The 22,355-nt window shown below is 70.8% G+C and carries 21 protein-coding genes and 1 pseudogene; 14 read left to right on the forward strand and 8 right to left on the reverse strand.

Annotated elements, in window-relative coordinates; genetic code table 11:
• Nucleotides 1–9: 9 nt before the first annotated feature.
• Nucleotides 10–534, reverse strand: a complete 525-nt coding sequence (locus AB5J56_RS06520; protein ID WP_369230958.1) for a DoxX family protein — start codon at nt 532–534, stop codon at nt 10–12.
• Between the two features lie 155 nt (nt 535–689).
• Here AB5J56_RS06520 and AB5J56_RS06525 point away from each other — a divergent pair, with 155 nt between their 5' ends.
• Nucleotides 690–1,730 (forward strand): LLM class F420-dependent oxidoreductase, encoded by a 1,041-nt coding sequence (locus AB5J56_RS06525; RefSeq protein ID WP_369230960.1) that lies wholly within the window; start codon nt 690–692, stop codon nt 1,728–1,730.
• Nucleotides 1,731–1,743: 13 nt separating this feature from the next.
• On the opposite strand, the gene AB5J56_RS06530 is transcribed toward AB5J56_RS06525, so the two are convergent.
• Complete coding sequence (locus AB5J56_RS06530) at nt 1,744–2,565, reverse strand: SDR family oxidoreductase (RefSeq protein WP_369230962.1); 822 nt, start codon at nt 2,563–2,565, stop codon at nt 1,744–1,746.
• Nucleotides 2,566–2,759: 194 nt separating this feature from the next.
• Between AB5J56_RS06530 and AB5J56_RS06535 the strand changes: the two genes are divergently transcribed.
• The gene (locus tag AB5J56_RS06535) at nt 2,760–3,467 is read left to right on the forward strand and encodes a TetR/AcrR family transcriptional regulator (RefSeq protein ID WP_369230964.1); all 708 of its coding nucleotides are present in this window, start codon (nt 2,760–2,762) and stop codon (nt 3,465–3,467) included.
• Between the two features lie 12 nt (nt 3,468–3,479).
• On the opposite strand, the gene AB5J56_RS06540 is transcribed toward AB5J56_RS06535, so the two are convergent.
• The gene (locus AB5J56_RS06540; RefSeq protein WP_369230966.1) at nt 3,480–3,614 is read right to left on the reverse strand and encodes a hypothetical protein; all 135 of its coding nucleotides are present in this window, start codon (nt 3,612–3,614) and stop codon (nt 3,480–3,482) included.
• Nucleotides 3,615–4,107: 493 nt separating this feature from the next.
• Nucleotides 4,108–5,448 carry a glycoside hydrolase family 43 protein gene (locus AB5J56_RS06545; RefSeq protein ID WP_369242382.1) on the reverse strand — a complete coding sequence of 447 codons (1,341 nt, stop codon included), beginning with the start codon at nt 5,446–5,448 and terminating at the stop codon, nt 4,108–4,110.
• Nucleotides 5,449–5,768: 320 nt separating this feature from the next.
• On the opposite strand from AB5J56_RS06545, the gene AB5J56_RS06550 reads away from it, so the two are divergent.
• From AB5J56_RS06550 to AB5J56_RS06560, 3 genes are all read left to right on the forward strand, one after another.
• The gene (locus AB5J56_RS06550) at nt 5,769–7,193 is read left to right on the forward strand and encodes an amidase (RefSeq protein ID WP_369230968.1); all 1,425 of its coding nucleotides are present in this window, start codon (nt 5,769–5,771) and stop codon (nt 7,191–7,193) included.
• Nucleotides 7,194–7,213: 20 nt separating this feature from the next.
• Nucleotides 7,214–7,438, forward strand: a complete 225-nt coding sequence (locus AB5J56_RS06555) for a hypothetical protein (RefSeq protein WP_369230970.1) — start codon at nt 7,214–7,216, stop codon at nt 7,436–7,438.
• A gap of 204 nt (nt 7,439–7,642) precedes the next feature.
• A complete protein-coding gene (locus tag AB5J56_RS06560) occupies nt 7,643–9,133 on the forward strand; it encodes an SPFH domain-containing protein (RefSeq protein WP_369230972.1) in 1,491 nt (496 codons plus the stop codon).
• Between the two features lie 73 nt (nt 9,134–9,206).
• On the opposite strand, the gene AB5J56_RS06565 is transcribed toward AB5J56_RS06560, so the two are convergent.
• Entirely contained in the window at nt 9,207–10,262 is a 1,056-nt protein-coding gene (locus tag AB5J56_RS06565) for a glycosyl hydrolase family 18 protein (RefSeq protein WP_369230974.1), read from the reverse strand.
• 71 nt (nt 10,263–10,333) lie between these two features.
• On the opposite strand from AB5J56_RS06565, the gene AB5J56_RS06570 reads away from it, so the two are divergent.
• Together AB5J56_RS06570 and AB5J56_RS06575 are read left to right on the forward strand one after the other, a co-directional pair.
• Entirely contained in the window at nt 10,334–10,789 is a 456-nt protein-coding gene (locus tag AB5J56_RS06570) for a type II toxin-antitoxin system PemK/MazF family toxin (RefSeq protein WP_369230976.1), read from the forward strand.
• Nucleotides 10,790–11,086: 297 nt separating this feature from the next.
• On the forward strand, nt 11,087–12,286 hold the full coding sequence (locus AB5J56_RS06575; protein WP_369230978.1) for a serine hydrolase domain-containing protein: 1,200 nt from the start codon (nt 11,087–11,089) through the stop codon (nt 12,284–12,286).
• A gap of 166 nt (nt 12,287–12,452) precedes the next feature.
• Here AB5J56_RS06575 and AB5J56_RS06580 read toward each other — a convergent pair whose 3' ends face one another.
• Nucleotides 12,453–13,289: a TIGR02452 family protein gene (locus AB5J56_RS06580; RefSeq protein WP_369230980.1), complete on the reverse strand. Its 837-nt coding sequence runs from the start codon at nt 13,287–13,289 to the stop codon at nt 12,453–12,455.
• 258 nt (nt 13,290–13,547) lie between these two features.
• Between AB5J56_RS06580 and egtA the strand changes: the two genes are divergently transcribed.
• Genes egtA through egtD form a run of 4 tightly spaced genes read left to right on the forward strand, consistent with a single transcriptional unit; the run spans nt 13,548 to nt 17,939 of the window.
• Nucleotides 13,548–14,822: an ergothioneine biosynthesis glutamate--cysteine ligase EgtA gene (egtA, locus tag AB5J56_RS06585; RefSeq protein WP_369230982.1), complete on the forward strand. Its 1,275-nt coding sequence runs from the start codon at nt 13,548–13,550 to the stop codon at nt 14,820–14,822.
• Entirely contained in the window at nt 14,819–16,144 is a 1,326-nt protein-coding gene (gene egtB / locus AB5J56_RS06590; protein ID WP_369230984.1) for an ergothioneine biosynthesis protein EgtB, read from the forward strand. The genes egtA and egtB overlap by 4 nt, the downstream gene beginning before the upstream one ends.
• Nucleotides 16,144–16,980, forward strand: coding sequence for an ergothioneine biosynthesis protein EgtC (gene egtC, locus AB5J56_RS06595; protein ID WP_369230986.1), 837 nt, complete (start codon nt 16,144–16,146; stop codon nt 16,978–16,980). The genes egtB and egtC overlap by 1 nt, the downstream gene beginning before the upstream one ends.
• A complete protein-coding gene (egtD, locus tag AB5J56_RS06600; protein ID WP_369230988.1) occupies nt 16,977–17,939 on the forward strand; it encodes an L-histidine N(alpha)-methyltransferase in 963 nt (320 codons plus the stop codon). The genes egtC and egtD overlap by 4 nt, the downstream gene beginning before the upstream one ends.
• 29 nt (nt 17,940–17,968) lie before the next feature.
• Here the strand turns inward: egtD and AB5J56_RS06605 are convergent, their stop codons facing one another.
• Nucleotides 17,969–19,228, reverse strand: coding sequence for an extracellular solute-binding protein (locus AB5J56_RS06605; RefSeq protein ID WP_369230990.1), 1,260 nt, complete (start codon nt 19,226–19,228; stop codon nt 17,969–17,971).
• A 313-nt stretch (nt 19,229–19,541) separates the two neighbouring features.
• Here AB5J56_RS06605 and AB5J56_RS06610 point away from each other — a divergent pair, with 313 nt between their 5' ends.
• A complete protein-coding gene (locus AB5J56_RS06610; RefSeq protein WP_369230992.1) occupies nt 19,542–19,757 on the forward strand; it encodes a dodecin in 216 nt (71 codons plus the stop codon).
• A 72-nt stretch (nt 19,758–19,829) separates the two neighbouring features.
• Here AB5J56_RS06610 and AB5J56_RS06615 read toward each other — a convergent pair whose 3' ends face one another.
• On the reverse strand, nt 19,830–20,324 hold the full coding sequence (locus tag AB5J56_RS06615; RefSeq protein WP_369230993.1) for a hypothetical protein: 495 nt from the start codon (nt 20,322–20,324) through the stop codon (nt 19,830–19,832).
• A 321-nt stretch (nt 20,325–20,645) separates the two neighbouring features.
• Here AB5J56_RS06615 and AB5J56_RS06620 point away from each other — a divergent pair.
• Nucleotides 20,646–20,858, forward strand: a pseudogene (locus AB5J56_RS06620) (AbfB domain-containing protein); the annotation flags it as partial.
• Between the two features lie 83 nt (nt 20,859–20,941).
• Entirely contained in the window at nt 20,942–22,288 is a 1,347-nt protein-coding gene (locus tag AB5J56_RS06625; RefSeq protein ID WP_369230995.1) for a jacalin-like lectin, read from the forward strand.
• The last annotated feature ends 67 nt before the right edge of the window (nt 22,289–22,355 follow it).

Raw genomic sequence — 22,355 nt, forward strand, 5'->3', positions numbered from 1 at the left:
AACGGCGCTTCAATGCGCCTCACGCTCGCCGCCCGAGCCCTCCTCGGACTGTGGACGCCGCCAGAAGACCGCGAGCTGCGCGGCCGCCGCGGCGAGACCGAGTCCGGCCGCGAGCGCTGCGCACTGCGGGCCGCTGAGCCTTCCGTCCAGCCCGAGCGCCCGGTCCACACTGAACCGGCCCGGCCCGAGCCCGGCGAGCACCACGGACGCCGTGCCCAGGTTGAGTACGAACTCGTAGCCCTCGTTCACCACGAAGAACCCGTTGGGCAGATGAACCGCCCGTGCGGCGACGCCCATTGTTCCGACGACCGCCGACGCTGCCAGCGGGGTCGCCGCTCCGGCCACCAGGGCAGCGCCCGCTCCGACCTCGACGACCGCGCTGGCCGCAGCCTGCAGCCGCGGCTTGCGGAACCCCACGGATCCGAACCATCCCGCCGTACCGTCCAGAGTGCGCCCGTGCCGTACCCCGTGCGCGATCATCGTGCCGCCGATCACCGCGCGCAGCGCGTACCGCGCCACATCGATGCCGTCCATCGGTTCAGGTCTCCTTTCCGGGTCGAACCCACGCAGGCCCGTTCAGTGCGTCACGACCACCGGTCCCGAGCCGCGAACCTGCGGCACCACCTTCACCGAGGAATGACTTATAGAGTGTACTGTATTTACCGCGGCTGCAAAGGGTGGGGGTCGGGATGCGCATTGGTATGCCCTTGGACTACAGCGGCGGTTTCAAGGAGACCGTCGCCATGCTCCGCGACTTCGAGAAGGCCGGGCTGGACATCGTCTTCGTCACCGAGGCCTACTCCTTCGACGCGATCAGCCAGCTCGGGTTCATCGCCGCACACACCGAACGTCTGGAGATCGCTTCCGGGATCCTCCAGATCTACACCCGCACGCCCGCCCTGACAGCCATGACCGCGGCCGGACTGGACTACGTCTCCGACGGACGGTTCACCCTGGGCATCGGTGCCTCCGGTCCCCAGGTGATCGAGGGGTTCCACGGGCAGCCGTACACCGCTCCCCTGGCCCGCACGCGCGAGATCGTGCAGATCTGCCGGTCGGTCTGGCGCCGGGAGAAGGTCGTGCACGAAGGGCGCCACTACCGGATCCCGCTCCCGCCCGAGCAGGGCACTGGACTGGGCCGGCCGCTCAAGCTCATCAACCGGCCGGTGCGCGAACGCATTCCGATCGTGCTGGCCGCCATCGGACCGAAGAACGTGGCTCTGGCCGCCGAGATCGCCGAGGGCTGGATGCCGATGTTCTTCCACCCGGAGCGGGCGGCCGGGGTACGGAGCCCGGCGCTGGCCGAAGGATCGGCGCTGCGGGACCCCGCCCTCGGGCCGCTCGACGTCGTGGTCTCGCCACCGCTGGCCATCGGCGAGGACGTGGACGACCTGATCGATCTCGCCCGGCCCCAACTGGCCCTGTACATAGGCGGGATGGGGGCACCTAGTCGTAACTTCTACAACGACCTCGCGTGCCGCTACGGCTACGAGGACGCGGCGGCCGCCGTCCAGGAGCTGTATCTGTCCGGCCGTAAGGACGAGGCCGCGGCCGCCGTGCCCGCCGACCTGCTGCGGGCGACGTCCCTGATCGGCCCCGCCTCCTACGTCGCCGAACGGCTCGCGGCCTTCCGGGCCGCCGGAGTGACCACCCTCCAGGTCCGCCCCCTGGCCCGCTCCACGGCACAGCGGCTGACCGACATCGAGAACCTCAAGGCAATGGCCTCGTGAGCCGGCGTCGGTGTCACTCGTCCTGCACGGCGGCGCACAGGCCGCCGTCGACGACGATGTCGACACCGTTCACGAAGCTCGCCTCGTCCGACAGCAGGAACGCGGCGACGGCGGCGACCTCCTCACACCGACCGGTGCGGCCCAGAGGCGTGCGCCCGATGAGCTGCCGCACCGATTCGTGCCGCGCCGCCTCCAGCCGGGTCTGCGGGGTGTCGATCGCGCCGGGCGACAGCGAGCACACACGTGCGCCCACAGGCCCCAGCCGCACCGCCTCGGCCCGGGCGAAGCGCTGCACCCCGTAGGTGGCCCACGGATATGCCCACGCGGGATCCTCCACGGCCGGGCCGATCGCCTCGCGGATCTGGTAGAGGAAGCCCTCCTGCCCGGCGTCGTCCAGTACGGCCGCGACCACCGGGTCGGGTTCGATGTGAGCCATCAACGGGGACACCGAGGCGCAGTACACGAAGGCCGTGCCGGCGGTGGCCAGGGGGCGGAGCGTCTCGCCGAGCAGCACGGTGCCGACCAGATCGACCTCGATGATCCCGCGCCAGTCGGCCTCCTCCGGCTCGATGCTCTCGGCATGCGCGACGGCTCGCAGCGTGCCCAGCCCGCTGACGCGCTCGGCCAGCCTGGCGAGGTCCTCCCGGTCGGTGACGTCCACGCCGAACGGCTCGACGACGGCTCTCCCGGAACCGGACAGGTCCTTCGCGACCGCCGCCGCGGCGGCGTCGTTCCGGTCGGCGAGCAGCAGCACGTCCACCATGTCCGCGAGGCGCCTCGCGCATGCCTCTCCCGTCCCGCGTCCGGCACCGGTGGCAATCCCTACCGTGGTCATGCGCCACTCCTCACTAGAGACACTCGTCACAGGACGAGTGTCTCCAGGGTATGGGTGTTCGGGCCCTCAGGGTGAGGCACGGGTTGAGCGCCACGCCCCGCGCGAACAGCGCGTCCATGTCCCGCCTGAGCTCCGCCTTCTTGACGTACCGTTTGGGCCAGCAAGCGAAGTGATGCCAAGCGGGGAGAGAACCCATGCCACGACCGCCGGGACATGGACCGGGCTTTGAGGTCAGACGCCAGAAGATCATCGATGTCGCGGCGGAGCTGTTCGCCCGGCAGGGATACGCGGCGACGTCCATCAACGACCTGGGCCGGGCGGTCGGGCTTGCCAAGGGAGCCCTGTATTACTACATCGGCTCCAAGGAGAACCTTCTCGTCGAGATCCAGTCCCGGGTGATGGGGCCGCTGCTGTCCCGGGCCCGGCAGATCGCGGAGCTCGACACGAGTCCCCTGCTGCGGCTGCGCCTGCTGTCGGAGTCGCTGCTGACGATCATCTTCCGCAGGCTCGACCACATCTGGGTCTACGAACACGACTACCGCAGTCTGAGCGGCCCGGAGTTGAAGACACTGCTGGGCCAGCGTGCCGAGTTCGAGGAGCTGATCTCGGGGCTGCTCGCGGAGGCCGTCGGCCAGGGCACCTTCCGTGCGCTGCCGCCGCGGCTGGCCACCCTGCAGTTCCTCAATCTCCACAACCACACCTACCAGTGGGTCAACCCGGAGGGTGAGTGGGACGCGCCCTTCCTGGCCCGTGAGTACTGCGCGACCCTGTTCCGCGGATTCGGTGCGCCCGACCATGCCCTGCCGAAGGTCGAGGAGCAGGCCGAGGCGTTCAAGCGCGACCGGCCCGACCGTCCGCTGGACCCCGAGGCAGCGTGGGAGCCCCTCACCGCCACCGGCTGACCAACGGGGCTGCTACACCGGCTGCCAACCCGCCGAGGCCTCGGCCGCGAGGTCCAGCGCCGGACGGATCTCCCCCTGCTCGGGTTGCAGCCGCTGATCGCGGGTCGGTGGCCGGACACTGCTGATCAGCGAGATCAACTCGGTCACGGTGTCAGGGACGGACGAGCAGACCGGGGTCTTCGTCCGCCCAGGGGTCTTCCTCGGACCAATGTCTCATTCATGCTCACCCGCGAAGGGCACGCCGCCGTGCGATGGTGACGAAGAGGAAGAGGCCGTACATCTCGATGACCGTCTGTCGCACCCGGCCCCCGCCGAAGTGGCAGCTGGTGGGATCAGCTCGGCCACGAGGTGGATCGTGTCGCCGACCGCCGACCGCCGGGCCCCTCACCGCTGTCGGTGGCAGTGGTTTTCCGCGCCCAGCTCATCGTCTGCTCGTCTGGGCGGTGGACCAGAAGCTCGACCGACAGCAGCAATGCAACAGGCGGCCATCCTGCGACCAGTACCGGCTTCCATTCCAAGGCCGGTACTGCCGCGACGTTTGCGGCCAGGGAGACAGCGATTCCCAGCAAGAAGGCCGTCCACCGACAGGACCCACAACGAAGCGCTCACCGCGTCCCACAGGGGTCAGCAAGGGTGCAGCTCAGCCCCAGGCCCCGACCGGCACGAACGAACTGTCCTGCCGGAACTGATCCGTCCCGTCCGTCGGGTCCACGCGGAGTTGGTAGTTGTAGTGGCGCAGGTAGTAGCCGGGGTAGTTGTACGACTCGAAGCGGATGGAACCGGACGTCGTGCCGGTGCGGGCGGTGAACGTGGCGTCCTTGGCGAAGGTCGATGTGCCGTCGTTGGGGTCGAAGCGGCCTCGGAAGCCGTAGTGGCGGAGATAGTTGCCGGAGGCGTCGCGGAAGGAGAAGGCGTTCGCGTCGGCGAGGCCCGCTACGACGGTGAAGGTGGCGGCCTGCTTCTCGGACGTGGTGCTGGAGCTGGTCACCACGGGGAGGTTGAGCAGGGAGGACTGCTCCTGCCAGTAGCGGGTGGAGTAGTTGGCCGACCGGAAGGAGCGGGTGACGCCGGTCGGCAGGGTCACGCCTCCGGAGACGGTCTCCTTGACCACGGTGAAGTGGCGTGCCGTGCCGGAGATGACGGGCAGCTTGGCCGGCGCACTCCAGGTGGCGAACGTGTCGTAGCTGTCGCTGGAGTAGTAACTGCCGTCGCCGTAGCCGTCGAAGAAGATCCGCCAGCCGCCGTTGTCGAGCTGCACCAGGGCCGGGCCCTCGCGGTAGCTGCCCCAGCCCGCCCAGTCGCCCGTCCTGCTGATCGTGTAGGGGCCGGTGAGGCTGGTGGCGGTGGCGTACTCGATGTACTTGGTCGTCTCGTTCTTGGTGAAGGCGTGGTAGGTGGAACCGATCCTCACGATGTACGTGTCGATGTGGTTGCTGCCGATGCCGGACAGGGCCACCGGCGAACTCCACGTGGTGAGAGCGGAGTTGGTCGCCTTGAGCAGGTAGGGCGTGAAGATCCATTCGTCGTTGGTGGTCGAGCAGGACACGATCACGTTGACGCTGCCGTCGCTGTCGACGAACCACTCGGGGGCCCAGGCGCGCGAGAGGTTCGTGAGCGGGACCGTGTAGTCGTACAGGAAGGTCCAGTTGGCCCGGTCGGAGCTGCGCGCGAAGCCGATGGTCGTGCTGGTGTCCTGCCAGGTGTGCGTGGTGTAGGTCAGGTAGTAGTAGCCGTTGGTGTGCTTGAAGACGCTGGCGTCGCGGATCCGGTTGCTGGGCGGGGTGTATGCGGAGGCCTTGAGCAGCCGGAAGTCGGTGGCGTCGTCGGACTGGTAGACGTTGACGGTGCCGTCGTCGCTGTTGAGGAACGGCACGATGGTGTAGCGGGTGGCGGAGCCTGTGGGGGGTGCGGCGGCCGCGGCGGTGCCGAGCAGGCCCGGCAGTTCGCCCAGGACGAGCACCGAGGCGGGCAGGGCGGCCATCGCGCGCAGCAGGCTGCGGCGGGACGGCGGGAGGGACCTCGAAAGACCGGCGTTGGCCGATGCGGTCACGTGCAACTCCCCAGGGAGGTTCGGCATGCCGAACGTGGTTCGGAAATTCGATCAGACGGTAAGGGTGAGTCGCGTGCGCGTCAACGCTTTCAACACGGGCAGGTGACCACTGTGTGAAACCTGTGTTTCGTATGGGGCGCCGTCTTGAAGTCGCGAACTCCGTTTCCCTCGAGGGAAGTTCCGCTTCCCGTACCGCGACCCGCGCACGGACGTTACCGTTCGGTAGACAACGTGCTTCCGGAGGTGCCCTCATGACTCCTGACCGTGCCGCGGGCCTGGCCGAGTGCGTTCGCGCCCTGGCCGACGGCGAGGTGACCTCCCGCGCGCTCGTCGAACAGGCCCTCGCCCGGGTCGAGTCGACGCAGTCCACCGTCAACGCCTTCCGGGTCGTACGGGCCGAGGCGGCGCTCGCCGAGGCCGACGCGGCGGACAAGGAACTCGCGGCCGGTGTGCGACGGCCGCTGCTGGGCGTACCGGTGGCGGTCAAGGACGACATGGACGTGGCGGGCGAGCCCACCGCGTTCGGCTGCGAGGGTGAGTTCCCGCCCGCGGTGGAGGACGGGGAGGCGGTACGGCGACTGCGCGCGGCCGGCGCGGTGATCCTCGGCAAGACCAACACCTGCGAATTCGGACAGTGGCCGTTCACCGAGGGCCCCGCGTTCGGGGTGACCCGCAATCCGTGGAACTCCGAGCACACGCCGGGTGGTTCGTCGGGCGGCTCGGCGGCGGCGGTCGCCGCGGGCCTGGTGCCGGCCGCCCTCGGCTCGGACGGCGCCGGGTCGGTGCGGATACCGGCCTCCTGGACCCACCTGATCGGCATCAAACCGCAGCGCGGCCGCATCTCGACCTGGCCGCGCCCGGAGTCCTTCCAGGGCATCACGGTCAACGGCACGCTCGCCCGTACGGTCGAGGACGCGGCCCTGCTCCTGGACGCGGCGAGCGGCAACCATGAACAGGACCTGCACCGGCCGCCCGCGCTGCGCGTCTCGGACGCGGTGGGCCGGGAGCCGGGCCGACTGCGTATCGCCCTCGCCCTCAAGCCGCCCTTCACCGCGCTGCCGGCACGGCTGCGACCCGACGTACGGGCCCGGATCGTCCAGCTCGCCGACACACTGGCCGCGTTGGGACACACCGTCGAGGAGGCCGATCCGGCGTACGGGCAGATCGGGCTCACCTTCATCCCGCGCGCCACGGCCGGGCTCGCCGAACGGGTCCGCGAGGCCCCCTTCCCCGCACTGCTGGACCGGCGCACCCGCGACGCCGCCCGGCTGGGCCGGCTGCTCGGCGGTGCCCCGCTGCGGGCGGCCCGGCGCGCCGAGGCGACGCTGCACCGGCGCGTCGGGGCACTCTTCGAGACGTACGACGTCATGCTCGCGCCCACGACGGCCGCTCCCCCGCCGCGGATCGGCTCCATGCTGAGCCTCGGCGGCTTCGCCACCGACCGCGCGATGATCGCCGCGTGCCCCTACGCCTGGCCCTGGAACATCCTCGGCTGGCCCGGCGTCAACGTCCCCGCCGGATTCGTCGCCGGTGGCCTTCCCGTCGGCGCGCAGCTCCTCGGCCCGGCGAACAGCGAGCCGCTCCTCGTGTCGCTGGCCGCGCAGTTGGAGGCCGACCTGCGCTGGCACGAGCAGTGGCCGCCGCAGCAGGCCGCCACGGACGCACCGGCCGCGTAGGCGGGTGGGGACCGTACGCTGTGACCATGGACGATGCTCCGATGGTCGGGTTGATGGGACGGGTGACCGGCACGGTCGGGCCCGGGCTCGTCGGTGAGGTGATCGTCCGGGTGCGCGGCGGTGCCGAGGCCTTTCTCGCCTACCCCGCCTCGGCGAAGGACCGCCTGGAGCGGGGCACGGTGGTGATGGTGGTGGAGTACCTGCCGCCGCGCACGGTGTACGTGTCGGCCGCCTACGACGGCTGACCCTCCCCGTAGGGCTTACGACAACTGGCCGTCCGCCCCTATCGATTGACGTTGTGTCATACGTCAGTTGAGCGCGCGTCCTGCCAGGTGAGAGCCGTATGCGTCAAGATTGCAACAAGGATTCGTCAGCGGCTGTACCCGGGACTCGCACAGGAGCACACTCCCTTCGTTCGGTGCCGAAAGGGCACCATTCAAAGGGGGCGTATGCCGATGGTTGTCGGCGTCGTAGCGGGGGCAGTTGTCCTCGCGCTGATCTTCATCGTTGTGGTCTTCAAGCTCATGTGGCGCGTCGCGGAGCCCAACGAAGCACTCATCATCTCCGGTTCGAAACACCGGACCGAAGGCCTTGAAGAAGGCATGGGATTCCGCATCGTCACGGGGCGCGGCACGCTGGTGCTGCCGGGTGTACAGGCGGTGCGCAAGATCTCGCTCGACCTCAACGAGACCGAGCTGCACGTGGACTGCGTGACCACCCAGGGCATTCCGCTCAAGGTGCGGGGCGTGGTCATCTTCAAGGTGGGCGACGACTTCGTGTCGATCGCCAACGCGGGCCGTCGCTTCCTCGACCAGCAGAAGATGATGTCGGAGCGGGTGCACAACGTGTTCGCCGGTCATCTGCGGTCCATCGTCGGCGGGTTGACCGTCGAGGACATGATCCGCGACCGGGAGAAGCTGACCGGTCAGACGCGGGCCGCGTGCGGTACGGAGATGGAGAAGCTCGGTCTGATCGTCGACTCGCTGCAGATCCACGAGATCGAGGACCCGACCGGCTACATCAAGAACCTCGCGATGCCGCACGCCGCCGCCGTACAGCGCGACGCACGCATCGCACAGGCGGAGGCGAACCGTCTCGCCACCGAGGCCGAACAGGCGGCCGCGGCCCGGATGTCGGAGGCGACCCGGGACAGCGAGATCCTCCAGGCCGGCTACCAGGCCGAGCGGGACAAGGCGGCGGCGAAGGCCCAGCAGGCCGGACCGCTTGCCGATGCCGCAGCCCGGCAGGACGTGGTCGTCCAGGAGACCCGGGTCGCCGAACTGGAGGCGCACCGCCGCGAGCAGCAGCTGCAGGCGGACGTCCGCAAGCCCGCGGACGCCAAGGCGTACGAGACCCGGGCCCGGGCCGAGGCCGAGCGTGACGCGCGGATCTCCGCCGCGCAGGCCAAGGCGCAGGAGACCGAACTGGCGGCCGCCGCCGAGGCGACCCGGGTCAAGGCGGCAGCGGGCGCCGAGGCCGAGTCGACGAAGGCGCGCGGCCTGGCCACGGCGCAGGCGACCCGGGCCACCGGTGAGGCCGAGGCCGCCGCCGCGCAGGCCAAGGGGCTCGCGGCCGCCGAGGCGACCCGGGCGAAGGGACTCGCCGAGGCGGAGGCCATCAAGGCACGGGCCGCCGCCCTCGCCGAGAACCAGGAGGCCGTGGTCGCCCAGCAGCTCGCCGAGAACTGGCCGGAGATCGTCCAGGCCGGCGCGAGCGCCTTCGGCAACGTCGAGCACATGGTGCTCCTCAACGGCGCCGACGGCATGTCGGACATGTTCACCAAGGCCCTCACCATGGGCGGCACGGGTCTCGGCCTGGCCCGCCAGCTGCTCGCCTCGATGAACCAGAACGGGGTCGCGGCCCCGGGCAACACCGCCGGTCTGAACGGCTTCGCACCGCCCCGTACGGAGAAGGTTCCGGTCGAGAAGGACGAGGAGTGACCTAGAGATTGCGCTGTCCGAGCGCCCTTCCCGGCCGTGTCGCGGCCGGGAAGGGCGCTCGCCAAACCGGACGTCAGGCAAGTGTCCGCCACAGCTGTGGGTCCTCGAAGTTGAGGGCCCACAGCACCGTGTGCGTCACGCCGTACTTGCGGAGCACCGGCAGGTCCTCGGCGATCCCGCGGGCGTCCTGGTACCAGACGGTGCGGCGGGTGCCGTTCTCCACATAGGTGAAGTGCGGAGTGCGAGAGATCGGGTCGAGGCGGTAGGGGGCCCTGACACGGCGGCGGAGGGCCTCCGCCTCCTTCGAGGTGACGTGACGGGCGTGGCCGGGGGTGCCGGCGGCCCAGTCCCAGCCGTACGCGGGCAGGCCCATCTCCAGTTTGCGGACCGGGACTTGGGCGGTGGCGCGACGCAGGATGTCGTCGTACCAGTCCGGGGAGGAGAGCGGGCCGGACGGGCCGCCGGACCAGTGGAGGTCGTAGCCCATGATGCGCAGCCGGTCGGCGGCGGCGCCGAGTCGGCGGTAGTCCCAGACGCGGCCGGTGTTCGCGGTCTGCGGGGAGACGGTGACGAAGCACTGCTTGCCCAGCTCGTGCAGGCGGCCGCAGAGGCCGGCGACGAAGGTGGCGTAGTCGGCCCGGACCTTCCGGTACGCGGCGTCCCCCGTCGGGGCGATGGATTCGTAGTCGAGGTCGATGCCGTCGTAGGACCGGCTGCGGACCAGGCGTTCGAGCGCGCGGATGTGGGTGGCGCGGCTCTCCGCCCCGGCGAGAACGGCGGCCAGGGCGCCGGGCTTCAGCTGCTCCATGACCGTGGGCACGACCTGGATGCCCGCGCGGTGCAGCCCGTCGATGATGCGCCGCTCACCGGCGCCGGGGTGGCCGTCGATGCGGTCGGCGCCCTTGGTCTCGTACCAGAACGGGCTGATGGTGCGCAGTTGGGCGGCGTGGCTGAGGGCGTTGTCGTATGCGGCGCGCTGGTCCCACCAGGGCAGCCAGGCGGAGACGGTACGGGGTCGTGGTGCCGTCCCGTGTGCCGGCGCCGGTCCGGGTGCGAGGGTCAGGGCCGCCAGGGCCAGTGCGAGGGCTCCCCAGTTGGCCCGGGTGCGCCATGCGTGTCGTCTCACCATGGGCCGAGCCTGCGGGCCATCACCCGGACCCGCGCGACGGGTTGGGCCGGACAGCCTCTAACGTGACCCGCGTGACTGCCTTTACCGATGAGACCGACGCAGACGTCCCCGGCCGCTACGGGCCCTCCGCGACCACCGAGGCCGAGCCCCGCGAGGTGGGCCGGGTGAAGACGGAGTACTCCCCCGCGCACGACGGCGACCCGGACCCCGGCGAGATCGTGTGGACGTGGGTGCCGTTCGAGGAGAACGACGGCCGGGGCAAGGACCGCCCGGTGCTCGTCGTGGCCCGCGAGGCCACCGGCACGTTCCTCGCCGTCCAGCTCTCCAGCAAGCGGCACGACGGCGACCGGGAGTGGGTGGCGATCGGCAGCGGGCCCTGGGACCGGTCCGGGCGCGACTCGTGGGTGGATGCCGACCGGGTGCTGCGGCTGCACGAGGACGGCATGCGCCGGGAGGCGTGCGCGCTGGACCGAATGCGGTTCAACCTGGTCGTGCACCGGCTGCGGGAGCGCTACGGCTGGCGCTGACCGGCTTTCGGGGCGCCCGGCTGCCCGACTCGACGTCTGCCCGGCCCGCGTTCGCCGTTCGCACAGCGGGCCGGCAGACGGTCGGTCGGCCGACAGCACACGCCGTGGCGGCGAAACCACGCGGCCGCACTCAGTCCGAACCGGCCGTCTCGGGCGGCCCGACGTGGTACGTCCAAGTGACCTGCGCGGCGCCGAACGGGTGGACTCGTGCGGCAGGCGACCGCGCGCCGGACGTGCGCCAAGGACGCGGATGGTGACGTGGCTGCCCCGACCCAGACCTGGAAGAGGCACCGAGACGTGACACGTACCCCCGCCCGTCGTGTCTTCGCCGCAGCGCTGCTCGTGGCATCCGTTCTGGCCCCGATGGTGGCGACTCCCGCCACCGCGGCCCAGACCGTCGCGCCGCACCCCTCCCGATCGGACGACTGCCCCCGGCACGGACTCGGCCCTGAGCTGACCTCACGGCTGGACAAGGCCATCGAGAAGGTCCGTCGGCAGGCCGACATCCCCGGTGTCGTCGCCGGACTGTGGATGCCGGGCAAGGGATGCTACGTCCGCGCGACAGGCGTCGCCGACACGGCCACCCGCAAGCCGATGACCACCGACGTCTTCGTCCGGATCGGCAGCGAGACCAAGACCTTCACGGTCACGGCGCTGCTCAAGCTCGTCGACGACGGCCGGATCGGACTCGACGACCCGATCTCCGACTACCTCCACGGTGTGCCAGGCGGCCACCGGATCACGCTGCGCCATCTCGCCGAGATGCGCAGCGGTCTCTTCCCCTACACCGCGGACGCGGACTTCCAGCACGATCTGCTGAGCGACCCCAAGCGTTCGTTCACCCCGCGGCAGGTGCTGGCGTACGGCTACAAGCACCACAACACCTTCAAGCCGGGTACGCAGTTCCAGTACTCCAACACCAACCTCGTCCTCCTCGGTCTGGTGGTCGAAAAGGTCAGCGGGCATCCCCTCGTCGACTTCGTCGAGAAGCGGGTGCTGCGTCCCGCCCACCTGTCCTGGACACTGTTCCCGCGGCCCTTCGAGTTCCCTCGGCCGCACCCGAGCGGCTACACCAACCAGACGCTGACCGGTGAGGTCACCAACAGCACGAACTGGAACCCCAGTTGGGCGTGGGCGGCCGGCGCCATGATCTCCAACCTGCACGACCTGCGCCGCTGGGCGAAGGTCGTCGCCACGGGCACGCTGCTGCGGCCGGAGACCCAGGCACAGAGACTCAAGACGCTGCCGACCGGGTACCCGGGCACCAGCTACGGCCTGGGCATCTTCAAGAGCGGTGGCTGGATCGGGCACAACGGCTCCATCCCCGGATACGAGACCGTGACCGTCTACCTGCCGTCGAAGAAGGCCACCTTGGTGCTGATGATCAACACCGACATCACCTATCAGGGCAAGGAGCCGTCCTCGCTGCTGGCCCGGGCGATCACCGAGGTCGTGACACCGAGCAACGTCTACGACCGACCGATCCCCGGGCGCTGAAGATCTTTACGGCGCAGGTTGCAGCCGTGTGGTGACGGCTGATCCCGGCCGCGCCACGCCGGAGGCACGAGAGATTCCGTCCCGGGACCAGCGGCCGATGCCGCCCGCACTGACACGCGGGCGGCATCGGCCTTGTCACGCGAGCTCTGACGAACACCGCCGAGTGCTACGGCAGGCGCTGCAGGGCCCCCCGGGCGAACACCCGCTCGAACGCCGACCGGACCAGGGCCCCCTGCGTGCGGTCCAGGACGCCGAAGACCACGTGGTCGAAGCGCTCCGCGAAACGGCCGCCGTCGGCGAGCAGCGCCCGGAAGGCGCCGGCCACCTGCTCCGGATCGTTCTGGAACACCCCGCAGCCCCAGGCGCCGAGCACCAGCCGCCGGTACCCGTGCGCCGCTGCCGTCTCCAGCACTCGCTCGGCACGGATGGCGAGGGCGGCCGGCAGTTCGGCCGTGCGCTCGGGGGCGGTGCGCCGGACCACTCCGGCGTTGGGTGCCGCGGCGGTCAGGAATCCGGCCGTGTACGGATCGTCCAGGAGTCGCCCCCGGTCGTCGCGGAAAACGGGCACGGCAGGTGAGTGGATGACACGGTCCGTGTAGAACGGGTCGCGGTGGGCGCGGTGGTGGTCGTAGAACTCCCGGGCCCGCAGCACGCACGTGTACAGCGCGGAGGCCCGGCACAGGGCCTCTTCCTGGGCCTGCGCCCCGTTGAGGTAGCCGCCGCCGGGGTTGCGCGCCGAGGCGAAGTTCAAAACGGCGACAGGGCCGAGAGCGGCGAGCCGGCGGGCGGCCTCCAGGCTACTCTCGCCTGTGACCTCGAAGAACGTGTCCACGGGGGCGGCAGCCGGTATCGGCACGGAGCCTGGCCCGACCATGCGCGTGCCGTCGCGTGCGGCGTCGACCGCCGCGGCGATCGGCACCTCGCGCCCCCCGGACGCGCGGTACGCACCCGCCGCGACGATCTCCTCCGTTTCCTGTGCGATCGCACGAAGGCGCGCGCTCATGGCGCCACCCCCGTGGGCGCCTCGAACGCGCGCCGCGCGATCTCCCCCGTCGTGCTCATGAACGCATCGTGAGCGATGCTGGTCATGCGGCGCAACAGAGTTTCGCGGCTCCGCCTACAGCGCGCCCGGGTCCCGAAAGAGCGGATCTGCACCCTTGTGCGAACCCGCATGTGTGGTCTTGGGTAGGACGAGCTGTGCCGGTCCGGCCCACAAGAAGCCGGGTCGGCGGCATGGGTGGAATCTCAGGAGGATCCCGACATGTCCGATTCGGTGAGTGACTGTACGGAGAAACGCTCCGGTGTCACCGAAGCCGAGGTGGAGGCCCTGGTCCGCGGCATCTGCTTCAAGACCGGCCCGCCCCGCTCCCTCGGCGTCGAAGTGGAATGGATTGTTCATGATCTGCGGATGCCGCAGCTCCCCGTCATACCCGCACGACTCGAAGCGGCCTACGCCGCTCTGCGGACCCTGCCCCTGCGTTCGGCGCTGACCGTCGAGCCCGGCGGTCAGCTGGAGCTCAGCTCCCTTCCCGCCGCCTCCCTGATGGAGTGCATCGGGTCCGTGTCCGCCGACCTCGCCGCCGTACGCACGGTACTGCGCGAGGCGGATCTCGGCCTCAGCGGTTACGGCCAGGATCCCTGGAACCCCCCGAGCCGCTACCTCCATGAGCCGCGCTACGACGCCATGGAGCGCTACCTCGACCGCACCGGCCCGGAGGGCCGCGCCATGATGTGCTCCTCCGCGTCCGTCCAGGTGTGCGTGGACGCCGGGCACGAGGAGCCGGGTCCGCTCGGGCACGGGCGGCGCTGGTGGCTCGCGCACCAGCTGGGCGCGGTGCTGGTGGCCGCGTTCGCCCACTCGCCGATGGCCGAGGGCCGGTGCACCGGCTGGCGTTCCACGCGCCAGTCGCTGTGGGCCGGCATGGACCCCGGCCGCTCCAGCGCCCCGTCCCTGTACGGCGACCCGCGCGCCGCCTGGGCCCGGCACGTCCTGGACGCTCCGGTGATGTGCGTACGCGAGCCGGACGGGCCGTGGGGAGTGCCGGACGGCATGACCTTCCGCGACTGGACCCGCTCCGACGCGCCGCCCGGCCGGGAGGATCTGGAGTATCACCTCACCACCCTGTTCCCGCCGGTGCGGCCGCGCGGCCATCTGGAACTCCGCATGATCGACGCCCAGCCGGGCGACGACGGATGGATCGTGCCGCTCGCGGTGACGGCAGCCCTCTTCGACGACGCGGAGGCCGCCGAGACGGCGTACCGGACGGTGAAACCCCTTGCGGAGCGGGCGGGTTCGCGGCCCGCCCCGTGCAATCCGCTGTGGGACGCGGCCGCCCGGTCCGCGCTCACCGACCCGGACCTGCACGAGGCCGCCCTCACCTGTTTCAGGGCCGCGGCCGAGGCGCTGCCCCGGCTGGGCGCCAGTGCCGAAGTGCAGGACGCCGTCGCGCAGTTCACCGACCGCTACGTCGCCCGCGGCCGCTGCCCGGCCGATGATCTGCTCAGCCAGTTCCACGGGAAGGACGACCGCACATGACCGCCCCCGACGCACTCACGGACCCCGAGGCGCTCCGCGAGCGGGCCCGGGACACGCTGACCACGGCGCGCGAGCGGACCGCGCTCCTCACGTCCTGCGTGGAGGAGCCCGAACTGACCGCGCAGCACTCGCCGTTGATGTCCCCACTGGTGTGGGACCTCGCGCACATCGGCAACCAGGAGGAGCTGTGGCTGCTGCGCGCGGTCGCGGGGCGTGACGCGATCCGGCCGGAGATCGACGGGATCTACGACGCGTTCGAGCACTCGCGCGCCGAGCGCCCCTCGCTGCCGCTGCTGCCGCCGGACGAGGCCCGCCGCTATGTCGCCGAGGTGCGCGGGCGGGCCCTGGACGTGCTGGAGAGCACACGCTTCGACGGCACGCGGCTGACCGAGGCGGGCTTCGCGTTCGGGATGATCGCGCAGCACGAACAGCAGCACGACGAGACGATGCTGATCACCCATCAGCTGCGCAAGGGCCCGGCGGCCCTCACCGCGCCGGACCCCGCGCCCGCCCCGCTGGACACCGGCCCTGCCGAAGTCCTGGTCCCCGGCGGCCCGTTCACGATGGGCACGTCCGCCGAGCCGTGGTCGCTGGACAACGAGCGGCCCGCACACCGGCGCGAGGTCGCCCCGTTCTTCATCGACACCACCCCGGTGACGAACGGCGCGTTCCAGGCCTTCATCGAAGACGGCGGCTACGACACCGAGCGCTGGTGGACGCCGCAGGGCTGGGACCACATCCGCGCGCACGGGATCGACGCGCCGCTGTACTGGCGACGGGAGGGCGGGCAGTGGCTGCGGCGGCGCTTCGGCGTCACTGAGGCCGTCCCGCCCGACGAGCCGGTGCTGCACGTGTGCTGGTACGAGGCGGACGCGTACGCGCGCTGGGCGGGGCGTCGGCTGCCCACCGAGACCGAGTGGGAGAAGGCGGCCCGCCACGACCCGGTCTCCGACCGTTCCCGGCGCTACCCGTGGGGCGACGCCGACCCGACACCCGAGCACGCCAACCTCGGGCAGCGGCATCTGCGTCCGGCCCCGGCCGGCAGCTATCCGCAGGGTGAATCTCCGCTCGGCGTACGGCAGTTGATAGGCGACGTCTGGGAGTGGACGGCGAGCGACTTCCTGCCGTACTCCGGCTTCTCGGCGTTCCCGTACAAGGAGTACTCGGAGGTGTTCTTCGGGCCGGAGTACAAGGTGCTGCGCGGCGGTTCGTTCGCCGTGGACGCGGTGGCCTGCCGGGGCACGTTCCGCAACTGGGACTACCCGATCCGGCGGCAGATCTTCTCCGGGTTCCGTACGGCCCGCTCCGCGGAGGATGTCTGATGTGCCGTCATCTGGCGTACCTGGGGCCCGAGGAGCCGCTCGGCAGGCTCCTCGTCCAGCCGCCGCACAGCCTCTTCCGGCAGTCCTGGGCACCCCGGCGTCAGCGGCACGGCACCGTCAACGCCGATGGTTTCGGGGTGGGTTGGTACGCCGAAGGGGATCCCGTTCCGGCGCGCTACCGGCGCACCGGGCCCATCTGGGGGGACCAGTCCTTCGCCGACCTGGCGCGGGTGGTGCGCTCGGGGGCACTGCTCGCGGCGGTGCGGGACGCGACCGTCGCGGGCGCGGACGGGGAGGCCGCGGCGGCACCGTTCGCCGCGGGCGCCTGGCTGTTCAGCCACAACGGGGCGGTCGCCGGGTGGCCGCGCTCGCTCGCCCCGCTCGTCACGACCCTGCCGCCGCTCGAGATCCTCTCGCTGGAGGCGCGCTGCGACTCGGCCCTCGTCTGGGCGCTGCTGCTGCACCGGCTGCGCAGCGGTGACGAGGCGGGGCAGGCACTGGCCGACACGGTGCTGGAGGTCGCCGAGGCGGCCCCGGGCTCGCGGCTCAACCTGCTGCTCACCGACGGCGAGACGATCACCGCGACGGCCTGGGGCGACACCCTCTGGTATCTCTCCGAGCCCGGCCGCCGCACCGTCGTGGCCTCCGAGCCGTACGACGACGACCCGCACTGGCAGGAGGTGCCGGACCGCACGCTGCTCGCGGCGAGCCGCACCGACGTTCTGCTCACCCCGCTCAAGGAGCCCCACGAGAAGCCCGAAACCGGCGGCCCGCCCGAACCGGGCGACGCGCACGACCACCTGGCACCCGCCACACCCAAGGAGCCCCGTACGTGAGCCCGTTCCTTCTCACCCGCACCCTGCCCGAGGACGCCACCGACGCGGCCCTGCGCACCGACGTCCTGCACGGCCTCACCGGCACGCCCAAGACGCTGCCGCCGAAGTGGTTCTACGACGCGCACGGCAGCGAGCTCTTCGACAAGATCACCGAACTGCCCGAGTACTATCCGACCCGCGCCGAGCGGGAGATCCTGATCGCCCGGGCCGCCGAGATCGCCGCGGCGACGGGCGCCCGCACACTCGTCGAGCTGGGTTCCGGCTCGTCGGAGAAGACCCGGCACCTGCTGGACGCGCTGCCGGGCCTGCACACGTATGTGCCGGTCGACGTGAGCGAGAGCGCGCTCACCCAGGCCGGGCAGGCGCTGATCGCCGAGCAGCCGGATCTGGCCGTGCACGCGCTGATCGCCGACTTCACCGGCGGTCTGGCCCTGCCGGGCACGCCCGGGCCGCGGCTCGTGGCGTTCCTGGGCGGCACGATCGGCAATCTGCTGCCCGCCGAACGCGCCGCGTTCCTGGCCTCCGTACGGTCCCTGCTGTCCCCGGGCGACGCCCTGTTGCTCGGTACCGACCTGGTCAAGGACGAGTCGGTCCTTGTGGCGGCGTACGACGACGCGGCCGGGGTGACGGCCGCGTTCAACAAGAACGTGCTCGCCGTCGTCAACCGTGAACTCGGCGCCGACTTCGACCCCGACGCCTTCTCCCATGTCGCCCTCTGGGACGCCGAGCACGAGTGGATCGAGATGCGGCTGCGCGCGCTGACCGCGCAGACGGTGAAGATCCCCGCCCTCGACCTCGCCGTCGACTTCGCGGACGGCGAGGAACTGCGCACCGAGATCTCGGCGAAGTTCCGCGAGGAGGGCGTGCGCTCGGAACTGGCCGCGTCAGGGCTGGAGTTGACCCATTGGTGGACGGACGAGAAGAACCGGTTCGCACTGTCGCTGAGCGTGGCCGGGTGAGGCGCACCGGCCTTCCGGAGGAACGGGGCTCACTCCTGACCGCCCTTCAGCGTCTCGGTGATCCGGCGTGAGGCGCGCCGGGCCTCGGTCGCCGGGTCGGATCCGGTGAGGACCTTCGTCATGTAGTCCTTGATCGGGTTGTCTGCCTCGACGGCTGCCCAGTCGGGGGAGGAGGGGGTCGCCCGGCCCTGTGCGGCGCCCGCCGCCATGGCCGCGACTCCCTCCTCACCGGCGACCGCGCTCGCCAGGCTCGTCTTGTTCGGCACGTAGTTCATGGTCCGGGCGAGCTCGGTCTGCCACTTGGCGCCGGCCAGCGCGGCGACGACGGCGACGGCTCCCTGGCGGTTGTCGGTCGTCTTGCGCACCACGAGGTCGGAGCCGCCGGTGAACACGGCACCCGGCTCCCCGGCCGTCTTGCCGGGCACGGGGAAGAAGCCCAACTTCGCCTCCAGGTCCGGGTTCTGCCGCACGATGGCCTGGGCGAGCCCGGGCACGGCCACGAGCTGCGCCACGTGCCCCCGGGCGAACACCCCGGCCTGCGGCGGGTGTTCCTCATCCGCGGTCGCAGGCCCGTCACCGAGGGCCTGGAGGCGCCGGTAGAAGTCCATGCCGCGCAGCGCGGCGGGCGTCTGCAGGGTCCCCTCCCAGTGCCCGACGCTCTCCTTCGCGAGATCGCCGCCCTCGTCCCAGATGAACCCGGCCAGGGTGTACCAGTCCTGTCCGGCCAGGTAAATACCTTGGTTCCCACCGGAGTTGAGCCGCTCGGTGTCCGCCAGCCACTGCTCGCGGGTGACCGGCGGCCGTTTGATGCCGGCCTCGGCGAACAGGTCCTTGCGGTAGATGACGACGCGGTTGGCGGCGTACCACGGGATGCCGTACTGGTGGTTGCGGACCTGGCCGGGGTCGGCAAGGCCGGGGAGCCAGCCGTCCGAGCCCCAGTCGCGCACCGACTCCAGGGTCAGGTCGTCCAGGCCGCCCTTGTCGACGTACTGCGCGACCTGTGTGTTGCCGACCTCGATGACGTCGGGCGCGCCCGCGTCGTCCCGCTTGAGCGCCGCCTCGACCTTCTCGCCGATCCCGGTCCACTGCTGGATGCGGATGTCGAGGTCGAGATCCCCGTGCTCCTGCTCGAACGCCTTCGTGAACCGCTCCAGGAACGCCGGGGACGCGCTGTCCTTCATCAGCCACACCGTGACGGTCCGCCGCTCGGTCCCTCCTCCCGGAAGGACACCGCACGCGGTGAGCAGGGAGGCGGATACACAGAGAAGGGCGAGGAGGCGACGTCTCACGAGGGGTCCTGTTCTGCCTTGTCCGCCTTGCGGACAGGGGACGGGAGGCCCGACGTGGGGGACGAGCTCGGCGCTCGTACGGGTGTGCTGGATTTTGGTATGGACCAATCCGGCCGTCAAGGGCGGATCCGGCCACCGAGACGGCGAAAGGGGCCGCACTTCGCCGCCGTACGCAAGGCATGCGGGCGCCGTACGGGGTAGGAAGCACCCGGAGAGGTCGCTTCCGGCCCTCCGACATCTCGCGGACCGCCGCGCCGTGGGGCACCGTGGAATGACGCGTGGCACACCCGCCACGGCGGAGAGGAGTTCCCGCATGTCCGACCACACGTACCGGGTCACCGAGATCGTCGGCACCTCGCCCGAGAGCGTCGACAAGGCCATCCGCAACGGCATCGCCCGCGCCTCGCAGACCCTGCGCAACCTGGACTGGTTCGAGGTCACACAGGTCAGGGGGCAGATCGAGAACGGGCAGGTCCAGCACTACCAGGTCGGCCTGAAGGTCGGCTTCCGACTGGAGGACGCGGACTAGCTCCCGAACGAGCGAACCGGGCGATTACCGGGCGGACCACTGAGGATCACCCCGCCATCGGCGGAGGCACCCTCAGGTCCGCCCCTCCCGCTCCTGCGCGTCCTTGAGCGCCGCGGACGCGGCCGCCCAGCGCGCCCGCACGACGGAGAAGCCGGCCCGCTGCGCGTCGTCGCACACGAGCTCGTCGTCGTCCACGAGGACGCGGATCTCGCGGTCACGGGCGAGCCGGCGGAGGATCTCCAGCTTGGTGCGCCGGGCGGGCCTGCGGTCGTCGTTGCGCCGCATCCAGATGCGCCCCTCCGGCAGCCCCTGCGCGGCCAGCCAGTCGACGGTGTCGCGGCGGCAGCGCTCGGGACGGCCGGTGAGGTAGACGACCTCGCACTCCTCCGCGCTCTTCAGCGCGAGCGCAACGCCCTCGGCGAGCGGCGGATCCTGCGGCGCCGCCGCGAAGAACGCGGCCCAGTCCCTTGGCTTGCGCTCCAGAAACCGCTGCCGGTGGGCGCTGTCGGCGAGCGTGCCGTCGAGGTCGAACACGGCGAGCGGTCTGGTCCTGCTGTTCTGCGTCACACGGGCCAGCCTAGACAGCGCCGGGGGTGACCGGCGCGCGGCGGTACGGCGCCCTCGCCGGTCGCCCCCGGCGAGTGCGCATGCGCCGCGATCTCACATCACTTCCGTACGGCAAGCCCCGCGAGGGCCGCTGCGGTTCGGCGCCCGCACTGGCGAGCGGGACACCACGACACATACCGCTCGCCGCATGAACTCCCGCTCGCACCAGCGAGGTTCGCCTCCTGGAGACCCGTCCGATCCATTGACGTGCACACGCCCACCCCCTACAGTCCGACCGGTTTTCCGAACCTCGTTCGGTATACCGACCAACCGTTCAGCACCTCCACCAACTACCCGACCCGCTATCTGCGGCACTCCAACTACCGGCTGGTGCTGGATGCCAACGACGGCACCACGAAGTTCGCGCAGGATGTGACGTTCTAACGGACGGCGGGCCTGGCCGACGCCTCATGGTCATCCGTCCGTTCCCGCAACTCCCCTGACCGTTACGTCCGGAACGCAGAATACGTCCTGCACATCGACGCGATCTTGACCGGCGCAGCCACGTCCGACGCCATACCGGGGTCGGCCACCAGCCGCTCCGAACCCCACCCCCCGCACCCCCAGGAGCCTCCCCCATGCCTCGCGTTCGCAGACTCCTCGCCTCCCTGGCGGCGACAGCCGCCACCCTCGGCGGCCTCACCGCGGCCGCACCCGCCGCGGCGGCCGCCGACTCGGGCTCGTTCAGCGTGTTCAGCTACAACGTCGCCGGACTCCCGGAGTCGCTGTCCAGCGCCTCGACCCCGCGGGACACCAGCACGACGGAGATCGGCCGCCGTATCGCGCCGTACGACATCGTGAACGTCCAGGAGGACTTCAACTACCACGCCTACCTGTACTCCACGGACACCCACGCCTACCGCACCGCGACCAGCGGCGGCGCGGGCATCGGCAGCGGCCTCAACACCGTCTCCAACTACGCCTGGGACGGCGACGACTTCGAGCGCTCCCACTGGAACTCCTGCCAGCTCGACTCGGGCGACTGCCTCACCCCCAAGGGCTTCACCTTCATGCGTGAGCGCCTCGCCGAGGGCGTCTACGTCGACTTCTACAACCTGCACACCAACGCCGGCACCAACGACGGCGACGAGGCCTCCCGCGCCGACAACCTCAAGCAGCTGACCTCGTTCATCGGCACGCACTCGGCCGGCAACGCCGTCGTCGTGATGGGTGACACCAACACCCGCTACACCCGATCCGCCGACACCATCGCCGAGTTCGCCGCCTCCAACGGGCTGACCGACGCCTGGGTGAAGCTCATACGCGGCGGCTCCGCCCCCGCCAAGGGCAGCGACGCGCTGGTCTGCGACCAGACCGGACCCACCGTGCCCAACACCTGCGAGGTCGTCGACAAGATCCTCTACCGGGGCAGCAGGTTCATCACCCTCAACGCCACGTCGTACAACAACGAGCACGCCTCGTTCCTCAACTCCGAGGGCAAGATGCTCTCCGACCACGACCCGATCACCGCGAAGTTCTCCTGGTCGCGCAACTCCGCCTTCCAGCTCAGCGACCAGTTCGGCGGGCCGCACGGCGACTACTTCAACGACATCGACCGGGTTCCCGCCGCCGCCCGGGCCACCACCCTTTCCCTGCGCGGCGCCGCGCGCGTCGACCAGATGGGTCTGACCCTGAGCAACGGCACGACGCTCACCCACGGCGGCACTGGCGGCACCGCCTCCTCGCTGACGCTCGGCAGTGACGAGTACGCGACGTCGGTCCAGCTGTGCCAGGGCTCGAAGGACGACCACACACGGATCTTCTACGCGAAGTACACGACCAACCTCGGCCGCACCCTGGCCACCGGCACGACCACGTCCGACTGTGTGACCCGCACCGCGCCGTCCGGCTGGCAGATCGCCGGCTTCCACGGCCGCGGCGGCGACGAGGTCGACAAGATCGGCTTCATCTACACCCAGCGCTGAGCGACGGCACCCACGTGACGCGAGAGGGCCCGGGGATCCTTCCTCGGGCCCTCTCGTGCATCGGACC

Source organism: Streptomyces sp. R21 (assembly GCF_041051975.1).
In the GTDB taxonomy this organism is placed as follows: Bacteria; Actinomycetota; Actinomycetes; order Streptomycetales; family Streptomycetaceae; genus Streptomyces.